This window comes from Bacillus aerolatus, assembly GCF_009183655.1.
Taxonomy (GTDB): Bacteria; Bacillota; Bacilli; order Bacillales; family Domibacillaceae; genus Pseudobacillus; species Pseudobacillus aerolatus.
In genome coordinates this window covers 299126-318899 of record NZ_WEIO01000002.1, presented here as the reverse complement: position 1 = coordinate 318899, position 19774 = coordinate 299126, and the positions used below count along the sequence as shown (strand labels likewise).

Genomic DNA, 19774 nt, shown 5'->3' with positions numbered 1-19774 from the left:
TATTTCTATCCGTTTATTCCGTGATTCATGCTTGTATTTAAGAAAAACTTACTTTTACTATACATGAGGTGCATTTAATTAGAAATTGAAACGTTTCCATCTACTTAAATTATCCAGCAAAAAAACCGCCCACGTATGGACGGTTTGATTCTTATCTGCTTCCTTTAATATAAGATGAGCCAAGCGCCTTTGGCGCGTCGGCACGGCCGATAAATCCGGCGAGTGCTAAGATTGTCAGCACGTAAGGCGCAGCCAGCAAGTAAACTGCTGGTACGTTTTCTAAAAACGGAATGCTCGATAAGAACACATGAAGTTAGAACCGCTTTCTCAATACATGGAAACTGAATTTATCCGCTTTAAAGTAGTTCACTGAATAAAGAATCGGTTCATCCGTTTCATCAAAATGAAGCTGCTTTAAAACAAGTAAAGCGGTTTCAGGATCACACTGTAGAATAGGCGAAACTTTTTCATGGTAGCCAAATGGTTCAATTTGAGCTACCGCATGAGAAATTGTTCGGTTGCCTATTCGATCCAGCAAGGAAAAGAGAGATTCATCATTGTAATCGTAATTTTCCGGAAAATGTTTCACCGGAATTTTATCAAGGCAATAAACAACAGGGTCTCCGTTGGCTGTACGAACCCGCTCAACAACGAATATTTCTTCTTCCGGCTGGCAGTCGAACCGACGCATATCTTCTTCTGTCGGGCTTTGTGTACCTGAGCTCAAAAAAATCGTGCCAGGCTCCATATCTGCCTGAATGATCATATCCGTTACACTTGTCAACTGTTCAATTCCTGAGGTGAATAGCGGCTTCGCATTGACGAACGTTCCAACTCCGTGTCTACGGATAATAACATTTTCTTCTTCAAGAATCCGGAGGGCTTCTCTTAAAGTAGCACGGCTGACCCCCAGCTGCTTAGCCAGTTCAAATTCAGAAGGAAGCTTTTCTTTCTCTTTGTAAACGCCTGCTTCAATATCTCTTTTTAAGCGGTCAATTACTTGAAGGTATAGATGCCGGCTATCCGATTTTATTGTCATTTAACCACCCACTTTCTTACAACATCAGACCTCTGATGTATAACATTTCTGCTAATTTACACTTAAGATAGCACTTTTTATTCGGAATGAAAAGATAAAATCGAATTTTGTTGTAATTTGTTTTATTTCTATGCCTTTCACCTGCATAAATATTAACTTTTCCTTTGTATACCCGCATTTGTACTGTTATAAATATTAATTCCAGCCTTTGTAAATTTTTAGTGTTTTTTATGCAAAAAAGCTGTTGGATGTAAATTTACATCCAACAGCTTTTTTCATTGCATATGTTCTTCTGTTTGTTTGGCAATTAAAACTGTACGCGGTTTGCTGCCTTCATACGGCCCGACAACACCGCGCATTTCCATTTCATCGATCAGCCTGGCAGCCCGACTGTATCCAATGCGGAAGCGCCGCTGGAGCATCGAAACGGAAGCTGTTTGCATATCAGATACGAGCTGCACGGCCTCTTCATACAATTCATCTTCCACTTCAGATCTCGTTTCCGGAACATCCTCTGGTATCATATCTTCCTGATATTGAGCTTTTTGCTGTGAAATGACGTAGTCCACCACTTCTTCTACTTCATCGTCAGATAAAAACGCCCCCTGAACCCGGACAGGCTTGGAAGCACCCGCAGGGAAGAAAAGCATATCTCCGCGTCCCAGCAGTTTTTCCGCGCCACCCATATCAAGAATCGTTCTCGAATCTGTCATGGAAGACACAGCGAAGGCAATCCTTGATGGGATATTCGCTTTAATGACACCCGTAATGACGTCTACGGATGGGCGCTGTGTAGCAATGATTAAATGAATGCCAGCCGCCCGTGCCATCTGGGCAAGTCTCGTGATCGAATCTTCCACATCACTGGAAGCTACCATCATTAAGTCTGCCAATTCATCTACAATGACGACAATATAAGGGAGATATGGCTGTTTCTCGCCCGTTTCTTCATTGTGACGTTTTACGTAAGTATTGTATCCTTCAATGTTTCTCGTCCCGCTATGCGAAAAAAGATCGTACCGGCGTTCCATTTCTCCCACAACCTTCTTCAGTGCCTGGGAAGCTTTTTTCGCATCGGTCACAACGGGGGCCAAAAGATGAGGAATGCCGTTATAAACGTTTAATTCTACCATTTTCGGGTCAACCATCATCAGTTTGACTTCATGCGGTTTCGCTCTCATTAAAATACTAGTAATAATGCCATTTATGCAAACACTTTTCCCGCTCCCTGTTGCTCCAGCCACGAGTAAATGCGGCATTTTATTCAGTTCTGCTGAAATTGCTTCTCCGGTTATATCACGCCCGAAGGCAATCATCAGCTTTGAGTTTGGCTTTTCATTTGCACTCGCTTCAAGCACTTCCCGCAATGAAACCATCGCCACGTCTGAATTTGGCACTTCAATCCCAATTGCTGATTTTCCTGGAATGGGGGCTTCCATCCGAATATCTTTTGCTGCCAGAGCAAGCGCAAGGTCGTCACTTAAACTAACAATCTTACTTACTTTTACGCCTACATCTGGATGTACTTCATATTTAGTTACGGCAGGCCCGAGGTGGACTTGTGTCACTTTTGCTTTGACGCCGAAGCTTTGAAATGTTCTTTCAAGCTTTGCTGCATTCGCATGAATTTGTTTGTACTCCTTGCTTTGGTCCGTCTGCTTTGGCTTCGTTAGCAAATTAAGCGTTGGAAGCTTGTAATCTTTGTTTTCCATTTCTGTGAAAGAAATAGAAGGCGTCCGGCCATCTTCTTCCTTATCAGCCGCCTGGACTGGTTTCGCCTCTTGCTCTTTCTGCGCTTGGACCGATACCGGCTCATCCTGATAGGCCCGCTCCGCAAAACTAGATATAATTGGTTCAGGGGCCGTGTAATTACTCTCATTGATTTCTGGTCGAGTAAGCGGCTCGTTGTTAATTTCAATGGCACGTGAAGCTGGTTCATCTTTCTCAGCTGTCTCTGTCCGCCTTGATTTTCTTTCATCTTTCCAATCTTTCATATCTTGGCGAAAAGCGGCCCATTGCTTTTTCAAATTTTTCTTTCCCGCTACGAACAGCTTATTAAAGACCTCACCAAATGAACGGCCGGTAATTAAAATCAAGCCGATTATCACTAGCACAAAACTTAACATTTTTGTGCCAAGTGTATCGAATAGAAAATAGGAAACCGCGAACAGCATAGCACCAATCATTCCGCCTCCGAGATCTTTACTGCTCTCCATTCCTTCTTTTACTTCGAGCCAGTACAATTCCCACGTGTTAATTAACACGCTCGGTTCATTAAATGGCCGGTCACTGCCTAGCAGTTCAAACAACTTCACATGGCTTAAAAGCAACATGCTGATCAATATGATATAAAGACCGACTTGCCTTCTTCGAAATAAGAAAGGCTTTTTGCGCTTCATCATTATGTAAACTCCATATGCAATCGTACCGATGAAGCCAATCATATACCATTCGCCTAAGAAAAAACGAAAAAAATAAACGAAAGCATTGCCTACCGCTCCGAGCTTAATAATTCCAATAATGCTTACAGCAATAATAATGATGCCCATCAATTCTAACTTGACTGCCTCTTTCATTTTTGCCGACTTTTTTGTCCGTTTGGACGATTTTTTCTTTTTACTTGTCATAGCTCCCACCTAATCATTAGATTAAAACAAAAAGCAAGAAAGCAGCCTCTCTGGCTGCTTTCTTTATTATAGCATATTTGTTCGCACCTATCTAACCGTGCTTAGAGAGAAATAAATTGTCCCGGCGCAACTTGTTGATTTAAATAATGGGCTGGATTTGTACTGATTACACGGATCACTTTATATTGGTGTTCTTCACGTTCAGCAAAAAGGGGAATTCCGTTCCACGTAACCAACTCTAAGTTATTTGCCTGCTCACTTTGAGGAAAAATGTATTCCTGCGGCATCACTGTATATAAAATCATTGAATCATCGTTCCATTCTCTTCTTTAGCAGCAATTAATTCATTAAGCTTTTTCATGGCTTCGCCAATGCCGCCTACTTCATGGATTAAGCCGCACTCCACCGCGTCTTTTCCCACCACATTCGTGCCGATGTCTCTCGTTAAATTACCCTTTGCGAGCATTAAATCTTTAAATGTCTCTTCCTTAATCGAAGAATGTTTCGTAACGAATTTCACTACTCTCTCCTGCATTTTATCCAAATACTCAAAGCTTTGCGGCACACCAATGACAAGACCTGTTAACCGGATTGGATGAATCGTCATCGTTGCGGTTGCTGCGATAAAAGAATAGTCACATGACACAGCAATCGGCACACCGATGGAATGACCTCCGCCGAGAACAATAGAAACAGTTGGTTTTGACAGTGAAGCTAGCATCTCAGATATGGCGAGTCCGGCTTCCACGTCTCCACCTACCGTATTTAACACAATTAGCAGCCCTTTAATTGACGGATTCTGCTCAATGGCGACGATTTGCGGAATGACATGCTCATACTTTGTTGTTTTATTTTGCGGAGGAAGCTGCATATGTCCTTCAATCTGACCGATAATTGTTAAGCAATGCACAGGTGTATCATTCGTAAGTTGAGGCACATTTGTCTGTCCAAGCTGCTGGATTTTTTCCATTAAAGATGATTCTGTTTTTTCGGTTGATTCATCCTGTCCTGCTTCTTCTACCATCTTCTTTTCCATATCCATAACTATTTTTCTCCTTTCGAGAGTAGCTAGCGGCGCGTACGACGGTTTCGGTCTCTCTATCGGAGCCCTCCAACCTCTTAATCGCGCTAACGGGCCGTCTCCGCTTTTCGTTTGAATATGTATATTTTCCTCATCTTGGCTGATATTATACAGACGAAGCCGCGGTTGGAAAAATCATCAAAAAAAATAAGCCAAGCGGCTTATTTTTTTTGATGGTTTGTTCTTTATTGTTCTTTACTGTTTCACTTGCGGCAGAACAGACGCTTCCGCTTTTCTATTGTCCAGCTGCAGCGGCCAGACTCTCGGCCATAAGCCGTCACGCCTGTGTGGCATAAAGCGCCACTTCGGCGGTCCGTCTTATGTCTGCCGAGTCTGTACGGCCGCTTCCGCTTTTCTTGGCCAGCTGCAGCGCCCTGCCCCTCGAGGTCAAATAACCTTCTCCAATGAAGTCAAAGAACGACTTCTTTGGAGAAGAACATTTGCTTGTCGGGGCAAAACAGGCGCTTCCGCTTTTCTATTGTCCAGCTTCGCCTCCTTGGAGCTCGAGGTCATATGCCAGTCTGACTACATGGCTGAAGTACGCCATTTCATCCTCCTGTCATATGCTTGTCGCTCCAGAGCAGTCGGCTCCGCTTTTCTATACTTCCATGATGATTGGCAGGATCATTGGGCGGCGTTTTGTTTTTTCGAACAGGAATGAGTTGAGTTGATCTCTTATGTCTTGTTTGATGCTGGCCCAGTCGAATGATTCGCCTGCCATGTTTTTTTCAACGATGTCTGTAATTAGTTTTGTGGATTGTTCCATTAGTTTTTCGGATTCTCTAACGTAAACGAAACCTCTTGAGATGATTTCTGGGCCGGAGACGATTCTTTTTTGTTTTTTGCTTAAGGTAATGACAACGATGAAGATACCGTCTTGAGACAAAAGTTTGCGGTCGCGTAAGACAATGTTGCCGACATCTCCTACTCCGATTCCATCAATTAACACGTTGCCCGCTGATACTTTGGAACCGACGCGCACTTTTTCGTTCTTATATTCAATGACGTCTCCTTTCTCAGGAATGAAAATTTGCTCCGCTGGCACGCCCGTTTGAGCAGCTAATTTAGCATGTGATTTCAGCATGCGGTATTCTCCCTGAACCGGGACAAAGTAACGCGGCTTCATCATGTTCAGCATAAATTTCAAATCCTCCTGAAAACCGTGACCGGAAACATGCACTTTGCGGTCCCCTGTTAAAACATTGGCTCCGGCACGATGAAGAAGATTGATTGTTTTTGCCATGAGCAATTCTAAACCAGGTGAAGGAGTAGCGGTAATTAAAACCGTATCTCCTTCTTTAATCTTCACAAGTTTGTTTGTACCTTTGGCCATTTTTTGCAGTGCTTCAATCGGTTCACCTTGCAGGCCAGTTGTTAAAATGACAACTTTGTTTTCCGGATATTCAGCCATTTCCTGCAGGCTGACAAGTAAATCTTCCTGTACATTTAAATAACCAAGCTTGATCGCGATATCATTGACCCGCTGCATATTTTTTCCGCTGACAGCTACTTTGCGCCCATTCTCATAAGCCGCATCGAATACTTGTTGAATGCGAATCAAGTTGGAAGCATACGAAGCAACTATGATTCTTCCTTTTGCCATGTGAAAGGCATCCGATAACTGGCCGGCAATCACTTCTTCAGAAGTTGTGTGTCCCGGACGCTCTGCTTCTGTTGAGTCAGACAAGAGCATGAACACGCCCTTTTGGCCAAGCTGCGCCATTTTTCCGATATCTGGTGTATACAAGCCTTTGGCAGCTTGGTCAAATTTAAATTCACCCGTATGCACAATTGCACCTTCCGATGTGTGGATAGCTACCCCAACAGAGTCAGGGATACTGTGCGTTGTGCGGAAAAAGGTCACTTCCACTCCATCAAAGCGCAGACGCGTGTCTGAATGAACGGTATAATATTTCACTTCTTCTTTCACGTTTTCTTCACGCAGGCGCATCTTAGCCAAAGCAATGGTCAGCTTCGTTCCATAAACAGGCGCTTTAATTTTTTGCAGCACATAGCCTAATGAGCCAATCGCATCTTCATGTCCATGCGTTAAAAAGATTCCTTTTACACGCTCTTTATTTTCTACTAAATAAGAAATATCGGGAATGACGATATCAATTCCGAGCATTTCATTTTCCGGGAACATCAGCCCGCTGTCGATTACAAAAATTTCTTCGTCCACTTCCACGACTGTCATATTCTTGCCGATTTCACCTACTCCGCCAAGCGGAATTACTTTTATTGTTTCATTTTTTTTCTTACTCACTATAAACTTCCTCCTATACTTAAGAACAACCCGTCCCATCACATTATGTTTATTATAAGGGATGAAGGAAAGTAAAGCCAATACTAACTTCCATGAACTGCCGGCGCTTTCAGCATTTTTATCATGACAAAAAAATGCCCGGATAAGCGATCGCCTGCCGGAAGCGGAGACAGAAAAAGTGATTTCTGCGATTGCATCCTTTAAGAGATCTTTTTCTTATCGGGCATTTTAAAGTGTTTTATAATAACTTTTGTAAAGCAGCGCGCTCAGCTTCCGAAAGAGGAATAAGCGGCAAACGTACAGATCCCATATCCATGCCTTTCAGCTGCAAAGCCGTTTTTACTGGAACAGGGCTCGGGGCTGTAAACAGCCCTTTGACGAGCGGTAACAATTGCTGGTGCAGTTTTGCCGCCCGCTGATAATCACCGTTCAAGAAAGCTGTCACCATTTGTTGCATTTCATTGCCTGCAACGTGGGAAGCAACAGATACGACGCCATCTCCTCCTACTGAAAGGATCGGCAGGGTAAGACCATCGTCTCCGCTGTAAACTTGAAAATCACCGTCTGTACCTGCAATGATTTCTGTTGCCGCATCTAAATTACCGCTCGCTTCTTTTGTAGCGACAATATTAGGCACTTTTGACAATCTGATCGTTGTTTCAGGTGTAATATTGACACTGGAACGGCTTGGGATATTATAAATCATTACCGGCAGTTTAGTAGCTTCGGCAATAGTTTTAAAATGCTGGTATAAGCCTTCCTGGTTCGGTTTATTGTAATAAGGGGCAACAAGCATAATCGCATCCACGCCTGCTTCTTCCGCTTTTTTCGTTAATTCTATAGACTGGCGTGTATTGTTGCTGCCAGTTCCCGCCACGACAGGTACTCGTCCATTTGCTGCTTTAACTGTGTGGCAGAATAAAGCAACTTTTTCTTCGACAGTCAAAGTAGGCGATTCTCCTGTCGTTCCAGCTACGACAAGAGAATCTGTGCCGTTGCTTATTAAATAGTCCACCAACTGGGTCGTTCTTTCAAAATCAACGTTTCCTTTTGAGTCAAATGGCGTCACCATTGCTGTCGACACCCGCCCGAAAGAAACCATACTAATTCCTCCTTCACTCAAATCAATGACTTAATTTTTTTCATATTCGAATTGATCCTTGTGTAAAAGAAATGCATCATGAAGCGCATTAACTGCTGTAACGAGCTCTTCATTTTTCACAAGCACCCAAATGGTTGTATGGCTGTCGGCAGATTGTAAAATACGAACACCTTTTTCAGCCAGCGCAGTGACAATTTTCGATGTAACACCAGGTACACCTGTCATACCAGCTCCTACAACCGATACTTTTGCGCATCCTTTCTCCACTTCAGGTTCGTAACCCATTTCTTTCAAAACAAGAAGGGCGCGGTCAGCTACGTGTCCCGCGACAGTATAGACGACACCTGTTGGAGAAATATTAATAAAGTCTACACTGATCTTTTCATTGGCCATCGCTTTAAATACTTCCGCCTGTACATTGTAATGATCTTTTTTTGCTTGCACCTTTATTTGAGCAACGTCACTGACGTGGGCAATTCCCGTAACAAGGCGCTCACGCACGTCCGGACCTTGGTTTGGTTTCGTAATCGAAGTGACAAGCGTGCCTACTCCGGCAGATTGAGTGGAACGGATGCGCACCGGCACTTTCGCCTGCATAGCAATTTCCACCGCACGCGGATGAATAACCTTTGCTCCTTGGTAAGCCATGTTACACACTTCAGTATAGGTGACGATGGACAGCGGGCGTGCCTTGTCTGTAATGCGGGGATCAGCTGTCATTATTCCTTCAACATCTGTGAATATATCTACCCAGTCCGCTTTTAAGGCAGCGCCGAGAGCGGCCGCTGACGTGTCGCTTCCTCCGCGTCCGATTGTTGTCGTGTCTCCCGCCTTAGTGGCTCCTTGAAAACCGGCTACGACAACTGCATCGTGCGATTCAAGTGCCTTCAATAGCCGGTCACATTTCATTTCAAGGATTTTAGCACTCGTGTGATCATCGTTCGTCACAAACCCTGCCTGAGCGCCATTCATGGCGCAGGCGGTAATCCCGCTTTCGAGCAGCATATTCGTGAAAACAAGGCTGGATATCACTTCACCACAAGAAAGAAGCATATCCTGCTCTCTTGCCGTCAGCTTCATCTCTGTTCCATTCACTAGAGATAGCAATGTGTCCGTTGCATAAGGGTCTTCCTTACGGCCCATTGCAGAAACGACGACAACTACTTTATATCCTTCTTTAATTGCTGATTCAATATGCCGCTTTGCATGCTGGCGCGATTCTTCGTTGCGTACAGATGTACCGCCGAATTTTTGTATGATAATTTTCACTGTAAACACCTCTGCACTTCCGTGGTGTGATCATCCAAGTATTACTTTTCCTTCACTAGCTCCATCTCGATAAGCGTTTCTGCAATTTGTACAGAATTCCAGGCAGCGCCCTTGATAAGGTTATCGGAAACAACCCACATATGGAATCCAGTATCTTCATCCAGGTCTTTGCGCACCCGGCCTACAAATACTTCTTTTTTACCGACGCAATGGGCAGGCATCGGATACACTTGTTCTGCAGGATTATCTTCAAGCACCACTCCGGGAGCATCTGTTAATTTGTTTTTAATGTCGGCTGCTGACAAGCCTTGGGTATCCACTTCAAAATAAACAGACTCTGAATGACCCGTTTCTACCGGAAGGCGTACACATGTAGCTGCTACGCTGAGTTCAGGCATATTCATGATTTTTTTTGTTTCATTGATCATTTTCATTTCTTCAAATGTAAATCCGTTTTCCTCAAATTTATCGATTTGAGGAATGGCATTAAAAGCGATTTGATAATGCTTTTTGTCACCGCCGACTGGGAGTACTTCAGGTGCGAATTCTTTACCATCAAGAATCGCCTGTGTTTGGTTGTACATTTCATCTATAGCTTGCGCTCCTGCTCCGGACACAGCCTGGTAAGTCGAAACAATTACTTTCTTCAACCCGTATGATTGGCGGATCGGCTCAAGTGCCGCCACCATTTGAATCGTTGAACAGTTTGGATTGGCAATAATGCCTTTATGTTTGTTTAAATCATCTTTATTCACTTCCGGTACGACGAGCGGAACTTCTTTATCCATGCGGTAAGCGCTCGTGTTATCCACGACAATGGCGCCTCGTTTCACCGCTTCTGGAGCGAGCTGTTTCGAAATGCTGCCTCCTGCACTAAACAAAGCGATGTCTACTCCTTCGAAACTCTCAGGCTTTGCTTCCTGCACAGTGACCTCTTTACCTTTAAAAAGAATGACTTTCCCGGCTGAACGCGCAGATGAAAGCAATGTCAGCTCGCGGATTGGAAACTCTCTCTCTTCTAGTGTTTCAAGCATTTGTTGGCCGACCGCTCCCGTTGCACCTACAAGAGCGACGTGAAATCCATTATTACTCATTTTCTTTTTCCCCTTTCAGATTCCCTATGGACAAATAAACTTGTGCATATGTAATAGTTTTCAAATAATATTAAATAGTAAAAAGAATAGAACAGCACTTTTAATAGCTACTATTTTAACACATTAAAGCTTAAAAAGAGCAACAAAATGCTGAGTTCTTAAAAAAAGAGAGAAAAGAGGGAGAAATTAACTCCCATCCCTGAATCTCTCAATGATTACCGGCTGTACTTGTTTCCCATTTAATGCAGCTTCAATCGTTTCCTGCAAACTGGCCATCCTTGCAACCATCGAGTTAGGCTTTTTAATTGGGTCATCCTGGCCGAAAGGAATGAAGTATATATTTTTTACCGGCATAAGTCTCATGATGTTTAATCCGTTTAACCCGAGCGCATCATTCGTCGATATACCAAGAACAACCGGTTTTAAATTACGGAGTGTCGCTTTTGCAGCCATTAGGACTGGGGAATCCGTCATTGCATTGGCAAACTTGCTAAGAGAGTTGCCAGTGATCGGGGCAATGACCATGCAGTCGAGCGGAACTTTTGGCCCAAGGGGCTCAGCACCCACAATTGAGTCAATCACTTTTTTTCCTGTCACTTGTTCAATCTTTTCTACCCATACCCCCGCTTCGCCGAAACGAGTGCCTGTTCCTTTCATCGTAGCAGTAACGACAGGTACCACTTCCGCTCCAAGCTCGACAAGCTTTTTTATTTGAGGGAATACCTCTTCGTACGTACAATGAGAGCCGGTAATGCCAAAGCCAATCCGCTTCCCTTTTAATGACATGTTAGCTAATCCCCTTTCATTTTAATCCATCTTTCTTTAACAGTTCCGCAAGCACGCCTGCTAAAATCTGACCTGCTGTCTTCGGAGCAACAACCCCCGGAAGTCCTAAAGCAAGGATGGCTTTTATGCCTCTTTTTTTGGCAAATTGAAAATCAGTTCCTCCTGGTTTGGAAGCAAGGTCAATAATCAGTGTGTGTGATCTCATTTTCGCGATGGCTTGAGCGGTGATTACTAGAGAAGGAATTGTATTGATAATAATGTCCAGAGATTCTGCTTCTTGTGGGAGCTGTTCAATCGAAAACGGTGTTAACCTCATTTCTATAGCACGTGCTAAATGTTCGCTTTTTCTCGCACCAAGCTTTACTTTGGCCCCTAAATTATTAAACGTTCTTGCCACACTCATCCCGACCCTCCCCATGCCGAGTACAGCAACAGATGAGCCATGAATCGTAAAGTCCGTATGCTGAATTGCCATCATAACCGCTCCTTCCGCTGTCGGGATGGAGTTATAAATGGCTACATCATCTCGGTCAAACAAGCAGATGAGTGTTTTGCCTGTTTGTTCTGCCAGTTTTGTGAGAACCGGCGGGCTGATCCCTGTAAATATGATGCAGTGGGCTGGTGTTTTCATGAGCATTTCTTTCTTTAAACGGAGGTGATCAGCTGAAAACACCGTTTCAATTTCTCCTGTTGGCTGCAAACCTGCTACAGGCAGAACAATAGCGTCTAATTCGTCAAAAGGCAGATCTTCCAGTTTTTCTTTTACAGCGCCGGTAAAGCTTTGTTCAAGCTGATCAAATCCCACTAAATACACTTTTGCATCGAGCTCTGTTAATTTCCTGATGATCTCAAGCTGGCGGGCATCTCCGCCTAATACCGCCACTTGGAGCTCTGTCAGCATCGTCTTCACCATCCTTTTTACACTCTCTCCTTCCTCACTTCTACATTGTATGAAAAAATAATATTTCGGTGAAATGGATAGAGAAGAAGTTTCTTTTCCATAGAAAAAGCCTCTGCTTTTATAGCAGAAGCTGTGTTACTTTACATAGTCGCCGGCAGTTTCCCGTCCGGACTGATTAATGCAGCTGAAAAATCGCTGCTGAATATTCCCTCACCTAAGTTATTGACGCTCTCAAGCGTGACTTGATCGATAAGACTGACAATTTCATCTAAAGAACGATGTTTTTTCAAAACAAGCTCATTTTTGCCGTTTCGGCTCATTCGGCTGTTCGTACTTTCTAGGCTGAGCATTAAGCTGCCTTTCAACTGCTCTTTGCTGTTATGCAGTTCTTTTTCACTGATCCCTTCCGTTTTCAATGAGGCAAACGTCGCCTGCATCGTTTCAAACAATTCATCCAACTGGCTTGCTCCCGTGCCACCGTATATAGTCATCAGTCCGCTGTCTTGAAAAGAGGAATGATAAGAGAAAACAGAATAAGCAAGGCCGCGCTGTTCACGTACTTCCTGGAACAATCGGGAAGACATGCTTCCCCCTAAAATGTTATTTAGAATGATTAAGCTGTATATATCTTTATGTCCGATCGGCAGCCCTTCAAACCCAAGGCAAAGATGCGCCTGTTCTGTTTCTTTCTGTCGGGATACCTTTTCTGCAAATGTTTCAGGCGGTATGTCGTTCGTTAAACGGCTGACTCCTTCATAAGATCCAAAGAGCTTTGCCGCCTGCTGAATTAACTCATCGTTCACATTGCCTGCGATAGAAATAACAACGCGGTCAGGTGTATACATATCGTGCATGTATTGCTTTAATCCCTCTCTTGTAAAAGAGGCCAGCGTTTCTTCTGTACCGAGAATTGGGTAACCGAGTGAGTGATTTTTGTAGACCGCTTTGCTCAGCAAATCATGAACAATATCATCCGGTGTGTCTTCATACATTTTAATTTCTTCCGATACTACATTTTTTTCTTTATTCATTTCTTCTTCAACGAAAGTCGAATTGAAAAACATATCCGCGAGAGTTTCCAGCGCATAAGCGGCATAGTTATCGAGCACTTTGGCATAGTAGCAAGTATACTCTTTTGAAGTAAACGCATTGACTTGGCCTCCGATGCTGTCGAAGCTCTCAGCAATTTCTTTCGCCGATTTCGTCTCTGTTCCTTTAAAAAACATATGTTCTAAAAAATGAGAAATTCCGTTATTTTTAAGCGTTTCATCTCTCGAGCCTGTCGCAATCCAAATGCCAATCGCCGCTGATCGCACCGTTGGTATTTCTTCCATTACTATTCTAACTCCATTATCACAAGTAAACTTCTTTATCAATGTAATCCTCCTAATTCAGCTGCTGTAAAAAAGCCGAAGTTCGTTAATGACTAGTTGTTTTATGAGAAATAATTCTAGTTTCACTAAGCAAGTTGGACACAGTGTCCAACTTCAGTTGTTTTGCTTTTATTTCGATAATCAATGTATTTAAGGAGGCTGACGATGCTTCAGTCGGATGCATTAAAATAATAGCACCAGGATGAACGCGGCTGATCACTCTGTTAATAAGTACATCAGGCGACGGTTTCCTCCAGTCAATCGTATCTACCGTCCACAAAGTCGTGCGCATCCCGAGACGATGAGCCACCTTAACCGTATCACCGGTAAAGCTGCCGCTCGGAGGAGCAAACAACACAGGACGCGTACCTGTCGCCGCCTCTATTACATCGTTTGTTTTTTCCATTTCTTCTTTTGCACGCTCGGCGCTGATCACTGCCATATCAGGATGAGTATAGGAATGATTTCCTCCTTCATGCCCAGCGTTTAAAATCACTTTCGCCAGGTCTGGATGTTTTTTCACCCACCGTCCCTCGAAGAAAAACGTAGCATGAATTGAATGCTTTTTCAATACTTCTAACATTTTTGGCAAGTATTCCTCTCCCCAGGCAACATTGATAGCGAAACTGACCATCGGCTTTTCGGGGTGGCCACCGTAGATTGGCTCAGGTGGTAAGTCCTTTAACTGAACGGCAGGCGGCACTTGCTTGTATATTAAACGACTTTCGTTAAATATCCCATCTTTTTTCATAGATTTATACGATTTTTTCACATCGACTTCCAGCCCGTTATAGCCAGGCACCGCTTTCCATACTGGGTCGACTTTTGCATTCTGCGGCCGGACTCGGCGGTCTTTCGCTTCTTGTTTTATTTCATGTAACAATGGCTGAACGCCTTTATGCACGAACTCCGCTTTGTTTTTTAATTGATCAAGGTAACTATTGACTGCCTTGCTTTCAACAAAAAATAACATTATCACAACAATTACCACTATACTAATCATATGTTTTATTTTCGGCATTGTCCATGCCTCCTTCCGTTGTTTTAAAATTATGAAAAATGAAACGGAAGTAGAACACGCCAAAAAACCAGAGGATCCCCCCTCTGGTTTAACTATTATGATTGCTGCTGTTTTTCAGCTGCTTCTTTTTGTTCTTTCAACACTACTTTACGGGAAAGATTTACACGTCCTTGATCATCTATTCCGATGACTTTCACGAGCAACTTATCACCAAGTGAAACAACATCTTCCACTTTGCGGACACGCTCTTCAGCAAGCTCTGAAATATGGACAAGACCGTCTTTTCCAGGGAAGAGTTCTACAAATGTGCCAAACTTCTCAATACGTTTAACCGTACCTGAATACATTTGGCCCACTTCCACTTCGCGGACGATGTCTTCGATAATTTTCTTCGCAACATTATTCTTTTCAGCATCAACCGAAGAAATAAAGATCGTACCATCTTGCTCGATATCAATCTTAACGCCGGTTTCTTCGATGATTTTATTAATTTGCTTGCCGCTCGGCCCAATAACATCACGGATTTTATCCGGATTGATGGTCATTGTTAAAATTTTCGGAGCATAAGCGGACAATTCACTGCGCGGTTCCGCAATCGCTGAAATCATATGCTCTAAAATATGCATACGGCCTTTTTTCGCCTGCTGAAGTGCTTCTTCGAGAATTTCCCGGCTCAAGCCTTCAATTTTAATATCCATTTGCAAAGCAGTGACACCATTAGACGTACCGGCCACTTTAAAGTCCATATCGCCTAAATGATCTTCCATTCCTTGAATATCAGATAAAACAGTGTAGTTTTCATCGGACTTCACGAGACCCATCGCGATTCCGGCTACAGGCGCTTTAATAGGAACACCAGCATCCATCATGGCCATTGTACTTGCACAAATACTTGCTTGCGATGAAGAACCGTTTGATTCAAGTACTTCTGATACGAGCCGAATTGTATACGGAAAATCTTTTTCACTCGGAATGATTGGTTCAAGCGCACGTTCACCGAGAGCGCCATGTCCGATCTCGCGGCGGCCCGGCGCACGCAGCGGACGGGTTTCGCCTACACTGAAAGACGGGAAGTTGTAATGGTGCATAAAGCGTTTAGACTCTTCAATGCCAAGTCCATCTAAAATTTGTACGTCTCCCAATGCACCAAGCGTACAAATACTGAGCACTTGTGTTTGTCCGCGTGTAAACATGCCGGAACCGTGTGTACGCGGCAATATACCGACTAGGGAAGATAACGGACGAATTTCATCGATTTTCCGGCCATCTGGTCTTACTTTTTCCACTGTGATTAAGCGGCGAACTTCTTCTTTTACAAGCTTGTCCAAAGTTTGCGACACTTGCTTCATCGTTTCTTCATCCGCTTCTTCAGCGGTGAATTTTTCAATAACTGTCTGCTTTACCGCCTTGATCGCGTCTTCACGTGCATGTTTTTCTTGCACTTGGATAGCTGCGATCAAATCTTTTTCGCAGATAGAGCGCACTTGCTGCTCAATATCTGCATTTAGTTCATACAAGGCAATTTCCGTTTTCTCTTTACCGGCCACCTGTATAATTTCTTCTTGGAAAGCAATTAACCGTTTAATTTCTTCATGACCGAACATAATCGCCTCAAGCATTACTTCTTCAGGCACTTCGTCCGCAGCGGCTTCAACCATGTTCACTGCATCTTTCGTTCCTGCTACTGTTAAATGCAAATCGCTTGCTTCAAGCTGCTCAACAGATGGATTGATGATAAACTCTCCATCTACACGGCCGACGATGACACCGGCAATTGGGCCTTCAAACGGAATATCAGAAATGCTTAAAGCAAGTGATGAACCGAACATGGCAGCCATTTCGGAAGAACAATCCTGATCTACACTCATCACCATGCTGATCACTTGCACTTCATTACGGAAACCTTCCGCAAACAGCGGACGGATTGGACGGTCGATTAGACGGCTTGCCAATGTCGCTTTCTCACTCGGGCGTCCTTCCCTTTTAATGAAGCCGCCCGGAATTTTCCCGACTGCATATAAACGTTCTTCATAATTCACTGTCAATGGAAAAAAATCAAAAGGCTTTGCTTCCTTTGAAGCAGTTGCTGCACTTAAAACTACTGTATCTCCATAGCGGATTAATGCCGCTCCGTTTGCTTGTTTAGCGACCTGGCCGATCTCTACAGTCAGCTTGCGGCCTGCCCATTCTATGGAAAATGTCTGTTTCCCTTGCTCCATAAATGAACCCCTCTCTATATCAATAAAATATGTCATTACCTGCAATTCTAACTAATAGCATAACACTCGTTATGAGCCATGCAAAGTCAAATCATTGAATTTATCTATCTTATGTATTTTTCACTAAAATAACACAAGTTACTCATCCTATTTCGATCTTCCGTTGGAATTTAATCCCAACTATTTTTCTCCTAATAAAAAAGCGGGAAAGAATCCCGCTTTTTTTAAGCTGCTTAGCGACGTAAGCCGAGTTTTTGAATTAATTCACGGTAACGTTGAACATCTTTGTTACGAAGGTATGTTAACAGGTTACGACGACGTCCAACCATTTTTAACAAACCGCGGCGTGAATGATGGTCCTTTTTATGAGTTCGCAAATGGTTGTTTAGCGTATTGATTTGCTCTGTAAGCACAGCAATTTGTACTTCCGGAGAACCAGTATCACTCTCATGAGTTTTGTGTTCGTTGATGATTTCGTTTTTGCGTTCTTGTGTTAATGCCATTGTAATTCCTCCTTATTTTTTATAAAATCCCCAGTTACCAAGCATGCGTCGGAGTGGCGCGATGCCGAGCAACGGTTCAAATAATCCATTTCTTATCATAACTTATTTCCAGAAAGAGTGCAACCTTTTATGCATACTTTTCAAAGTAAGTAATCGCCGCCTGCTTGTCTTTATCGATCTGAGTAACAAGCGCTTCAATTCCATCAAACTTTTGCTCGCCACGCAAACGAACATACCACTGGATGGCTGCTTCTTCTCCATAAATAGAAAGCTGAAAATTAAATATATGCACTTCTACTGACAGCCGATGTTCGTCAGGATGTTTAAACGTCGGACGGTAGCCGATATTGCACACCCCGTTATGCCATTTTCCTTTTACTTTTATTTTCACCGCGTATACACCTGATTCAGGGACGAGATCGTCTTCATTTACTTCTATATTTGCTGTTGGGAATCCTATTTTGCGGCCCCGCTTATCTCCATGAATCACTGTTCCCTTTACTTCATATGGCCGCCCAAGCAGCCTGGCGGCTTCTTCCACATTACCTTCACTGAGCAGCTGCCGGATTTTTGTGGAACTGACTTTTTCCTCGTTGTGTTCAAATTTATCAACGGCTATAGAAGTAAACGCTCCGCGTGAATGAAAAGGGATGGTTTCCATCGTGCCTTTACCAAGTCTGCCATATGTATAGTCAAACCCAGCCACGACATGCTGTACATGCAGGCCGATAATATAATCATCGACAAATTGCTGTGGTTCAAGCGCGGCAAAATCAGAAGTGAATCGAACGATGAACAAATAATCAACGCCTAATGATTCGATTCTTTTGATCTTTTCATCGAGGGGAGTAATATATTTTATTTGTTTATGCTTGTGCCCAAGGACGACGGATGGATGCGGGTCAAACGTCATCACTGCACTCTTCATACCTTGTTCCTTTGCCTTCTCTATCGCTGCACGAATCACTTGTTGGTGCCCGGTATGGACTCCGTCGAAAAATCCAAGGGCCATTACTAAAAGAGGCAAGTCGTTTTTTTGTAGGTTATGAGGATGGTGTAACATACATACTTTCACTGTCTTCACCTGTCTTCCCGTCAATCGACTAACACTTTAACCGGCTTAATCTTCCCCGGCTTTGTCGGATGCAGCTGATAAATAGCCAGCAATTCCTCATCTTCAAATACCGCTGCTTCCTTCGCTTCCAGCGGCCAATCTGCAGGAACATCTAGTACAGACCCATTGATTACTTTCTTTGCTAATGTACCACTTATTATCCATTTCGGCAAATGATCCACTCCCTTTGCGAGAGGCTGAAGAACGGTTAAAATCTCTTCATTTTCTTGAAGTGTTTTTAACGCATCAAGCGTGAGGCATTCTTGTTCGTTAAAGCCTCCTGAAGAGATACGTACGAGGCTCGACATATGTGCCGGATACCCAAGCTTTTCACCGATCATCACGGCCAACGTACGGATATATGTCCCTTTGCTGCAGGTGGCACGGAAAGAAAAACGAATAGTTTCTCCTTCAAATAATTCTTTGTCGTCCAATAATTTTAGCTCATGAATCGTGACTGTTCTCGAAGGCCTGTCTACTTCTATACCTTGACGGGCATATTCATACAGCCGCTTGCCGTTTACTTTCACCGCGGAAAACATCGGCGGCGTTTGGATGATGTCACCAGTCAGCGACTGCAGAACTCTCAATATTTCAGCTCTAGTAATACTGGAATGAACAGGCTGTTGTTCCACTATTTCTCCAGAAGCATCTTCTGTTGTCGTTGAAAACCCGATGGTCACTTCACCTTCGTATGTTTTTCCTGAATTCATTATGTACTCGGCGAGCTTCGTCGCCCGGCCAACACAAATAGGCAATACTCCTTCCACGTCGGGATCAAGCGTTCCGGTATGGCCTACTTTTTTCATTCGAAGGATTTTGCGCACTTTAAACACGCAATCATGAGAGGTCATTCCTTTTTCCTTCCAAAGAGGAAGTATACCATTCATTCGATTTCTCTCCTTTTTAAGGCATAAAAAAGGTTCCGTACCTCCAGAGGAAATGAATATAGATGTGTGAAAAATAGACGTCTATATAGCATTCACTGAAGAGGCCAGAACCTTATGAACCTTTTGTATTCATCAATGGTCCGTTGAATGGCTGTCGATTTCTCTTAACAGAGTATCAATGCGGTTGCCATATTCAATCGATTCATCAATTTCAAAAAGCAACTCCGGAGTTTTGCGCAGGCGAATTCTCTGTCCAACTTCCGAACGGATAAATCCTTTTGCTTTCGTCAGAGCTTTTAACGTATCTTCACGTTCTTGTTCCTTACCAAGGACTGTGATATACACCTTTGCCTGCTGAAGGTCGCCAGTGACTTCTACATCCGTTACGGTAATAAAGCCAATGCGCGGATCTTTTACTTTCCGGTTTAAAATATCTGTCAGTTCTTTTTTCATTTGTTCACCGACACGATTCGAACGAAGACTCATCTT

17 protein-coding genes and 1 pseudogene are annotated in these 19774 nt (G+C 43.4%); all 18 read right to left on the bottom strand.

Going from position 1 to position 19774, the window contains the following annotated elements; genetic code table 11:
• Positions 1 to 151: 151 nt before the first annotated feature.
• Positions 152 to 271 (bottom strand): annotated as a pseudogene (locus tag F9802_RS05195) (ABC transporter permease); the annotation flags it as partial.
• A gap of 42 nt (positions 272 to 313) precedes the next feature.
• On the bottom strand, positions 314 to 1039 hold the full coding sequence (locus tag F9802_RS05190; protein WP_152150092.1) for a GntR family transcriptional regulator: 726 nt from the start codon (positions 1037 to 1039) through the stop codon (positions 314 to 316).
• Positions 1040 to 1314: 275 nt separating this feature from the next.
• Positions 1315 to 3666, bottom strand: a complete 2352-nt coding sequence (locus F9802_RS05185; RefSeq protein ID WP_152150091.1) for a DNA translocase FtsK — start codon at positions 3664 to 3666, stop codon at positions 1315 to 1317.
• A 101-nt stretch (positions 3667 to 3767) separates the two neighbouring features.
• Positions 3768 to 3971, bottom strand: coding sequence for a YlzJ-like family protein (locus F9802_RS05180; RefSeq protein WP_152150090.1), 204 nt, complete (start codon positions 3969 to 3971; stop codon positions 3768 to 3770).
• The gene (locus F9802_RS05175; protein WP_152150287.1) at positions 3968 to 4702 is read right to left on the bottom strand and encodes a ClpP family protease; all 735 of its coding nucleotides are present in this window, start codon (positions 4700 to 4702) and stop codon (positions 3968 to 3970) included. Before F9802_RS05175 ends, F9802_RS05180 begins: the two co-directional genes overlap by 4 nt.
• Before the next feature lie 643 nt (positions 4703 to 5345).
• Complete coding sequence (locus tag F9802_RS05170; RefSeq protein WP_152150089.1) at positions 5346 to 7013, bottom strand: ribonuclease J; 1668 nt, start codon at positions 7011 to 7013, stop codon at positions 5346 to 5348.
• A 238-nt stretch (positions 7014 to 7251) separates the two neighbouring features.
• Complete coding sequence (gene dapA, locus F9802_RS05165) at positions 7252 to 8115, bottom strand: 4-hydroxy-tetrahydrodipicolinate synthase (protein WP_152150088.1); 864 nt, start codon at positions 8113 to 8115, stop codon at positions 7252 to 7254.
• 30 nt (positions 8116 to 8145) lie between these two features.
• Positions 8146 to 9384 carry an aspartate kinase gene (dapG, locus tag F9802_RS05160; RefSeq protein WP_152150087.1) on the bottom strand — a complete coding sequence of 413 codons (1239 nt, stop codon included), beginning with the start codon at positions 9382 to 9384 and terminating at the stop codon, positions 8146 to 8148.
• A 41-nt stretch (positions 9385 to 9425) separates the two neighbouring features.
• Positions 9426 to 10478: an aspartate-semialdehyde dehydrogenase gene (asd, locus tag F9802_RS05155; RefSeq protein WP_152150086.1), complete on the bottom strand. Its 1053-nt coding sequence runs from the start codon at positions 10476 to 10478 to the stop codon at positions 9426 to 9428.
• Positions 10479 to 10664: 186 nt separating this feature from the next.
• Complete coding sequence (locus F9802_RS05150) at positions 10665 to 11264, bottom strand: dipicolinate synthase subunit B (protein ID WP_152150085.1); 600 nt, start codon at positions 11262 to 11264, stop codon at positions 10665 to 10667.
• Positions 11265 to 11280: 16 nt separating this feature from the next.
• On the bottom strand, positions 11281 to 12165 hold the full coding sequence (gene dpaA, locus F9802_RS05145; RefSeq protein ID WP_152150286.1) for a dipicolinic acid synthetase subunit A: 885 nt from the start codon (positions 12163 to 12165) through the stop codon (positions 11281 to 11283).
• Positions 12166 to 12305: 140 nt separating this feature from the next.
• Entirely contained in the window at positions 12306 to 13541 is a 1236-nt protein-coding gene (locus tag F9802_RS05140; protein WP_152150084.1) for a M16 family metallopeptidase, read from the bottom strand.
• Positions 13542 to 13584: 43 nt separating this feature from the next.
• Positions 13585 to 14559, bottom strand: a complete 975-nt coding sequence (locus F9802_RS05135) for a polysaccharide deacetylase family protein (protein ID WP_191991765.1) — start codon at positions 14557 to 14559, stop codon at positions 13585 to 13587.
• Between the two features lie 95 nt (positions 14560 to 14654).
• On the bottom strand, positions 14655 to 16778 hold the full coding sequence (gene pnp, locus F9802_RS05130; protein WP_152150083.1) for a polyribonucleotide nucleotidyltransferase: 2124 nt from the start codon (positions 16776 to 16778) through the stop codon (positions 14655 to 14657).
• 233 nt (positions 16779 to 17011) lie between these two features.
• Positions 17012 to 17281 (bottom strand): 30S ribosomal protein S15, encoded by a 270-nt coding sequence (rpsO, locus tag F9802_RS05125; RefSeq protein WP_152150082.1) that lies wholly within the window; start codon positions 17279 to 17281, stop codon positions 17012 to 17014.
• Between the two features lie 127 nt (positions 17282 to 17408).
• Positions 17409 to 18356, bottom strand: a complete 948-nt coding sequence (gene ribF, locus F9802_RS05120; protein ID WP_152150081.1) for a bifunctional riboflavin kinase/FAD synthetase — start codon at positions 18354 to 18356, stop codon at positions 17409 to 17411.
• A 20-nt stretch (positions 18357 to 18376) separates the two neighbouring features.
• Positions 18377 to 19285, bottom strand: coding sequence for a tRNA pseudouridine(55) synthase TruB (gene truB, locus F9802_RS05115; protein ID WP_152150080.1), 909 nt, complete (start codon positions 19283 to 19285; stop codon positions 18377 to 18379).
• 132 nt (positions 19286 to 19417) lie between these two features.
• Positions 19418 to 19771, bottom strand: a complete 354-nt coding sequence (gene rbfA, locus F9802_RS05110) for a 30S ribosome-binding factor RbfA (RefSeq protein ID WP_152150079.1) — start codon at positions 19769 to 19771, stop codon at positions 19418 to 19420.
• Between the last annotated feature and the right edge of the window lie 3 nt (positions 19772 to 19774).

Bases quoted from the DNA above. Each gene is read 5' to 3' on its own strand.
- asd (WP_152150086.1), bottom strand. From the start codon at position 10,478: ATGAGTAATAATGGATTTCACGTCGCTCTTGTAGGTGCAACGGGAGCG.
- rbfA (WP_152150079.1), bottom strand. From the start codon at position 19,771: ATGAGTCTTCGTTCGAATCGTGTCGGTGAACAAATGAAAAAAGAACTG.
- F9802_RS05135 (WP_191991765.1), bottom strand. From the start codon at position 14,559: ATGCCGAAAATAAAACATATGATTAGTATAGTGGTAATTGTTGTGATA.
- truB (WP_152150080.1), bottom strand. From the start codon at position 19,285: ATGAATGGTATACTTCCTCTTTGGAAGGAAAAAGGAATGACCTCTCAT.
- F9802_RS05185 (WP_152150091.1), bottom strand. From the start codon at position 3,666: ATGACAAGTAAAAAGAAAAAATCGTCCAAACGGACAAAAAAGTCGGCA.
- dapA (WP_152150088.1), bottom strand. From the start codon at position 8,115: ATGGTTTCTTTCGGGCGGGTGTCGACAGCAATGGTGACGCCATTTGAC.
- dpaA (WP_152150286.1), bottom strand. From the start codon at position 12,165: ATGCTGACAGAGCTCCAAGTGGCGGTATTAGGCGGAGATGCCCGCCAG.
- rpsO (WP_152150082.1), bottom strand. From the start codon at position 17,281: ATGGCATTAACACAAGAACGCAAAAACGAAATCATCAACGAACACAAA.
- F9802_RS05190 (WP_152150092.1), bottom strand. From the start codon at position 1,039: ATGACAATAAAATCGGATAGCCGGCATCTATACCTTCAAGTAATTGAC.
- F9802_RS05180 (WP_152150090.1), bottom strand. From the start codon at position 3,971: ATGATTTTATATACAGTGATGCCGCAGGAATACATTTTTCCTCAAAGT.
- pnp (WP_152150083.1), bottom strand. From the start codon at position 16,778: ATGGAGCAAGGGAAACAGACATTTTCCATAGAATGGGCAGGCCGCAAG.
- F9802_RS05150 (WP_152150085.1), bottom strand. From the start codon at position 11,264: ATGTCATTAAAAGGGAAGCGGATTGGCTTTGGCATTACCGGCTCTCAT.
- F9802_RS05175 (WP_152150287.1), bottom strand. From the start codon at position 4,702: ATGGAAAAGAAGATGGTAGAAGAAGCAGGACAGGATGAATCAACCGAA.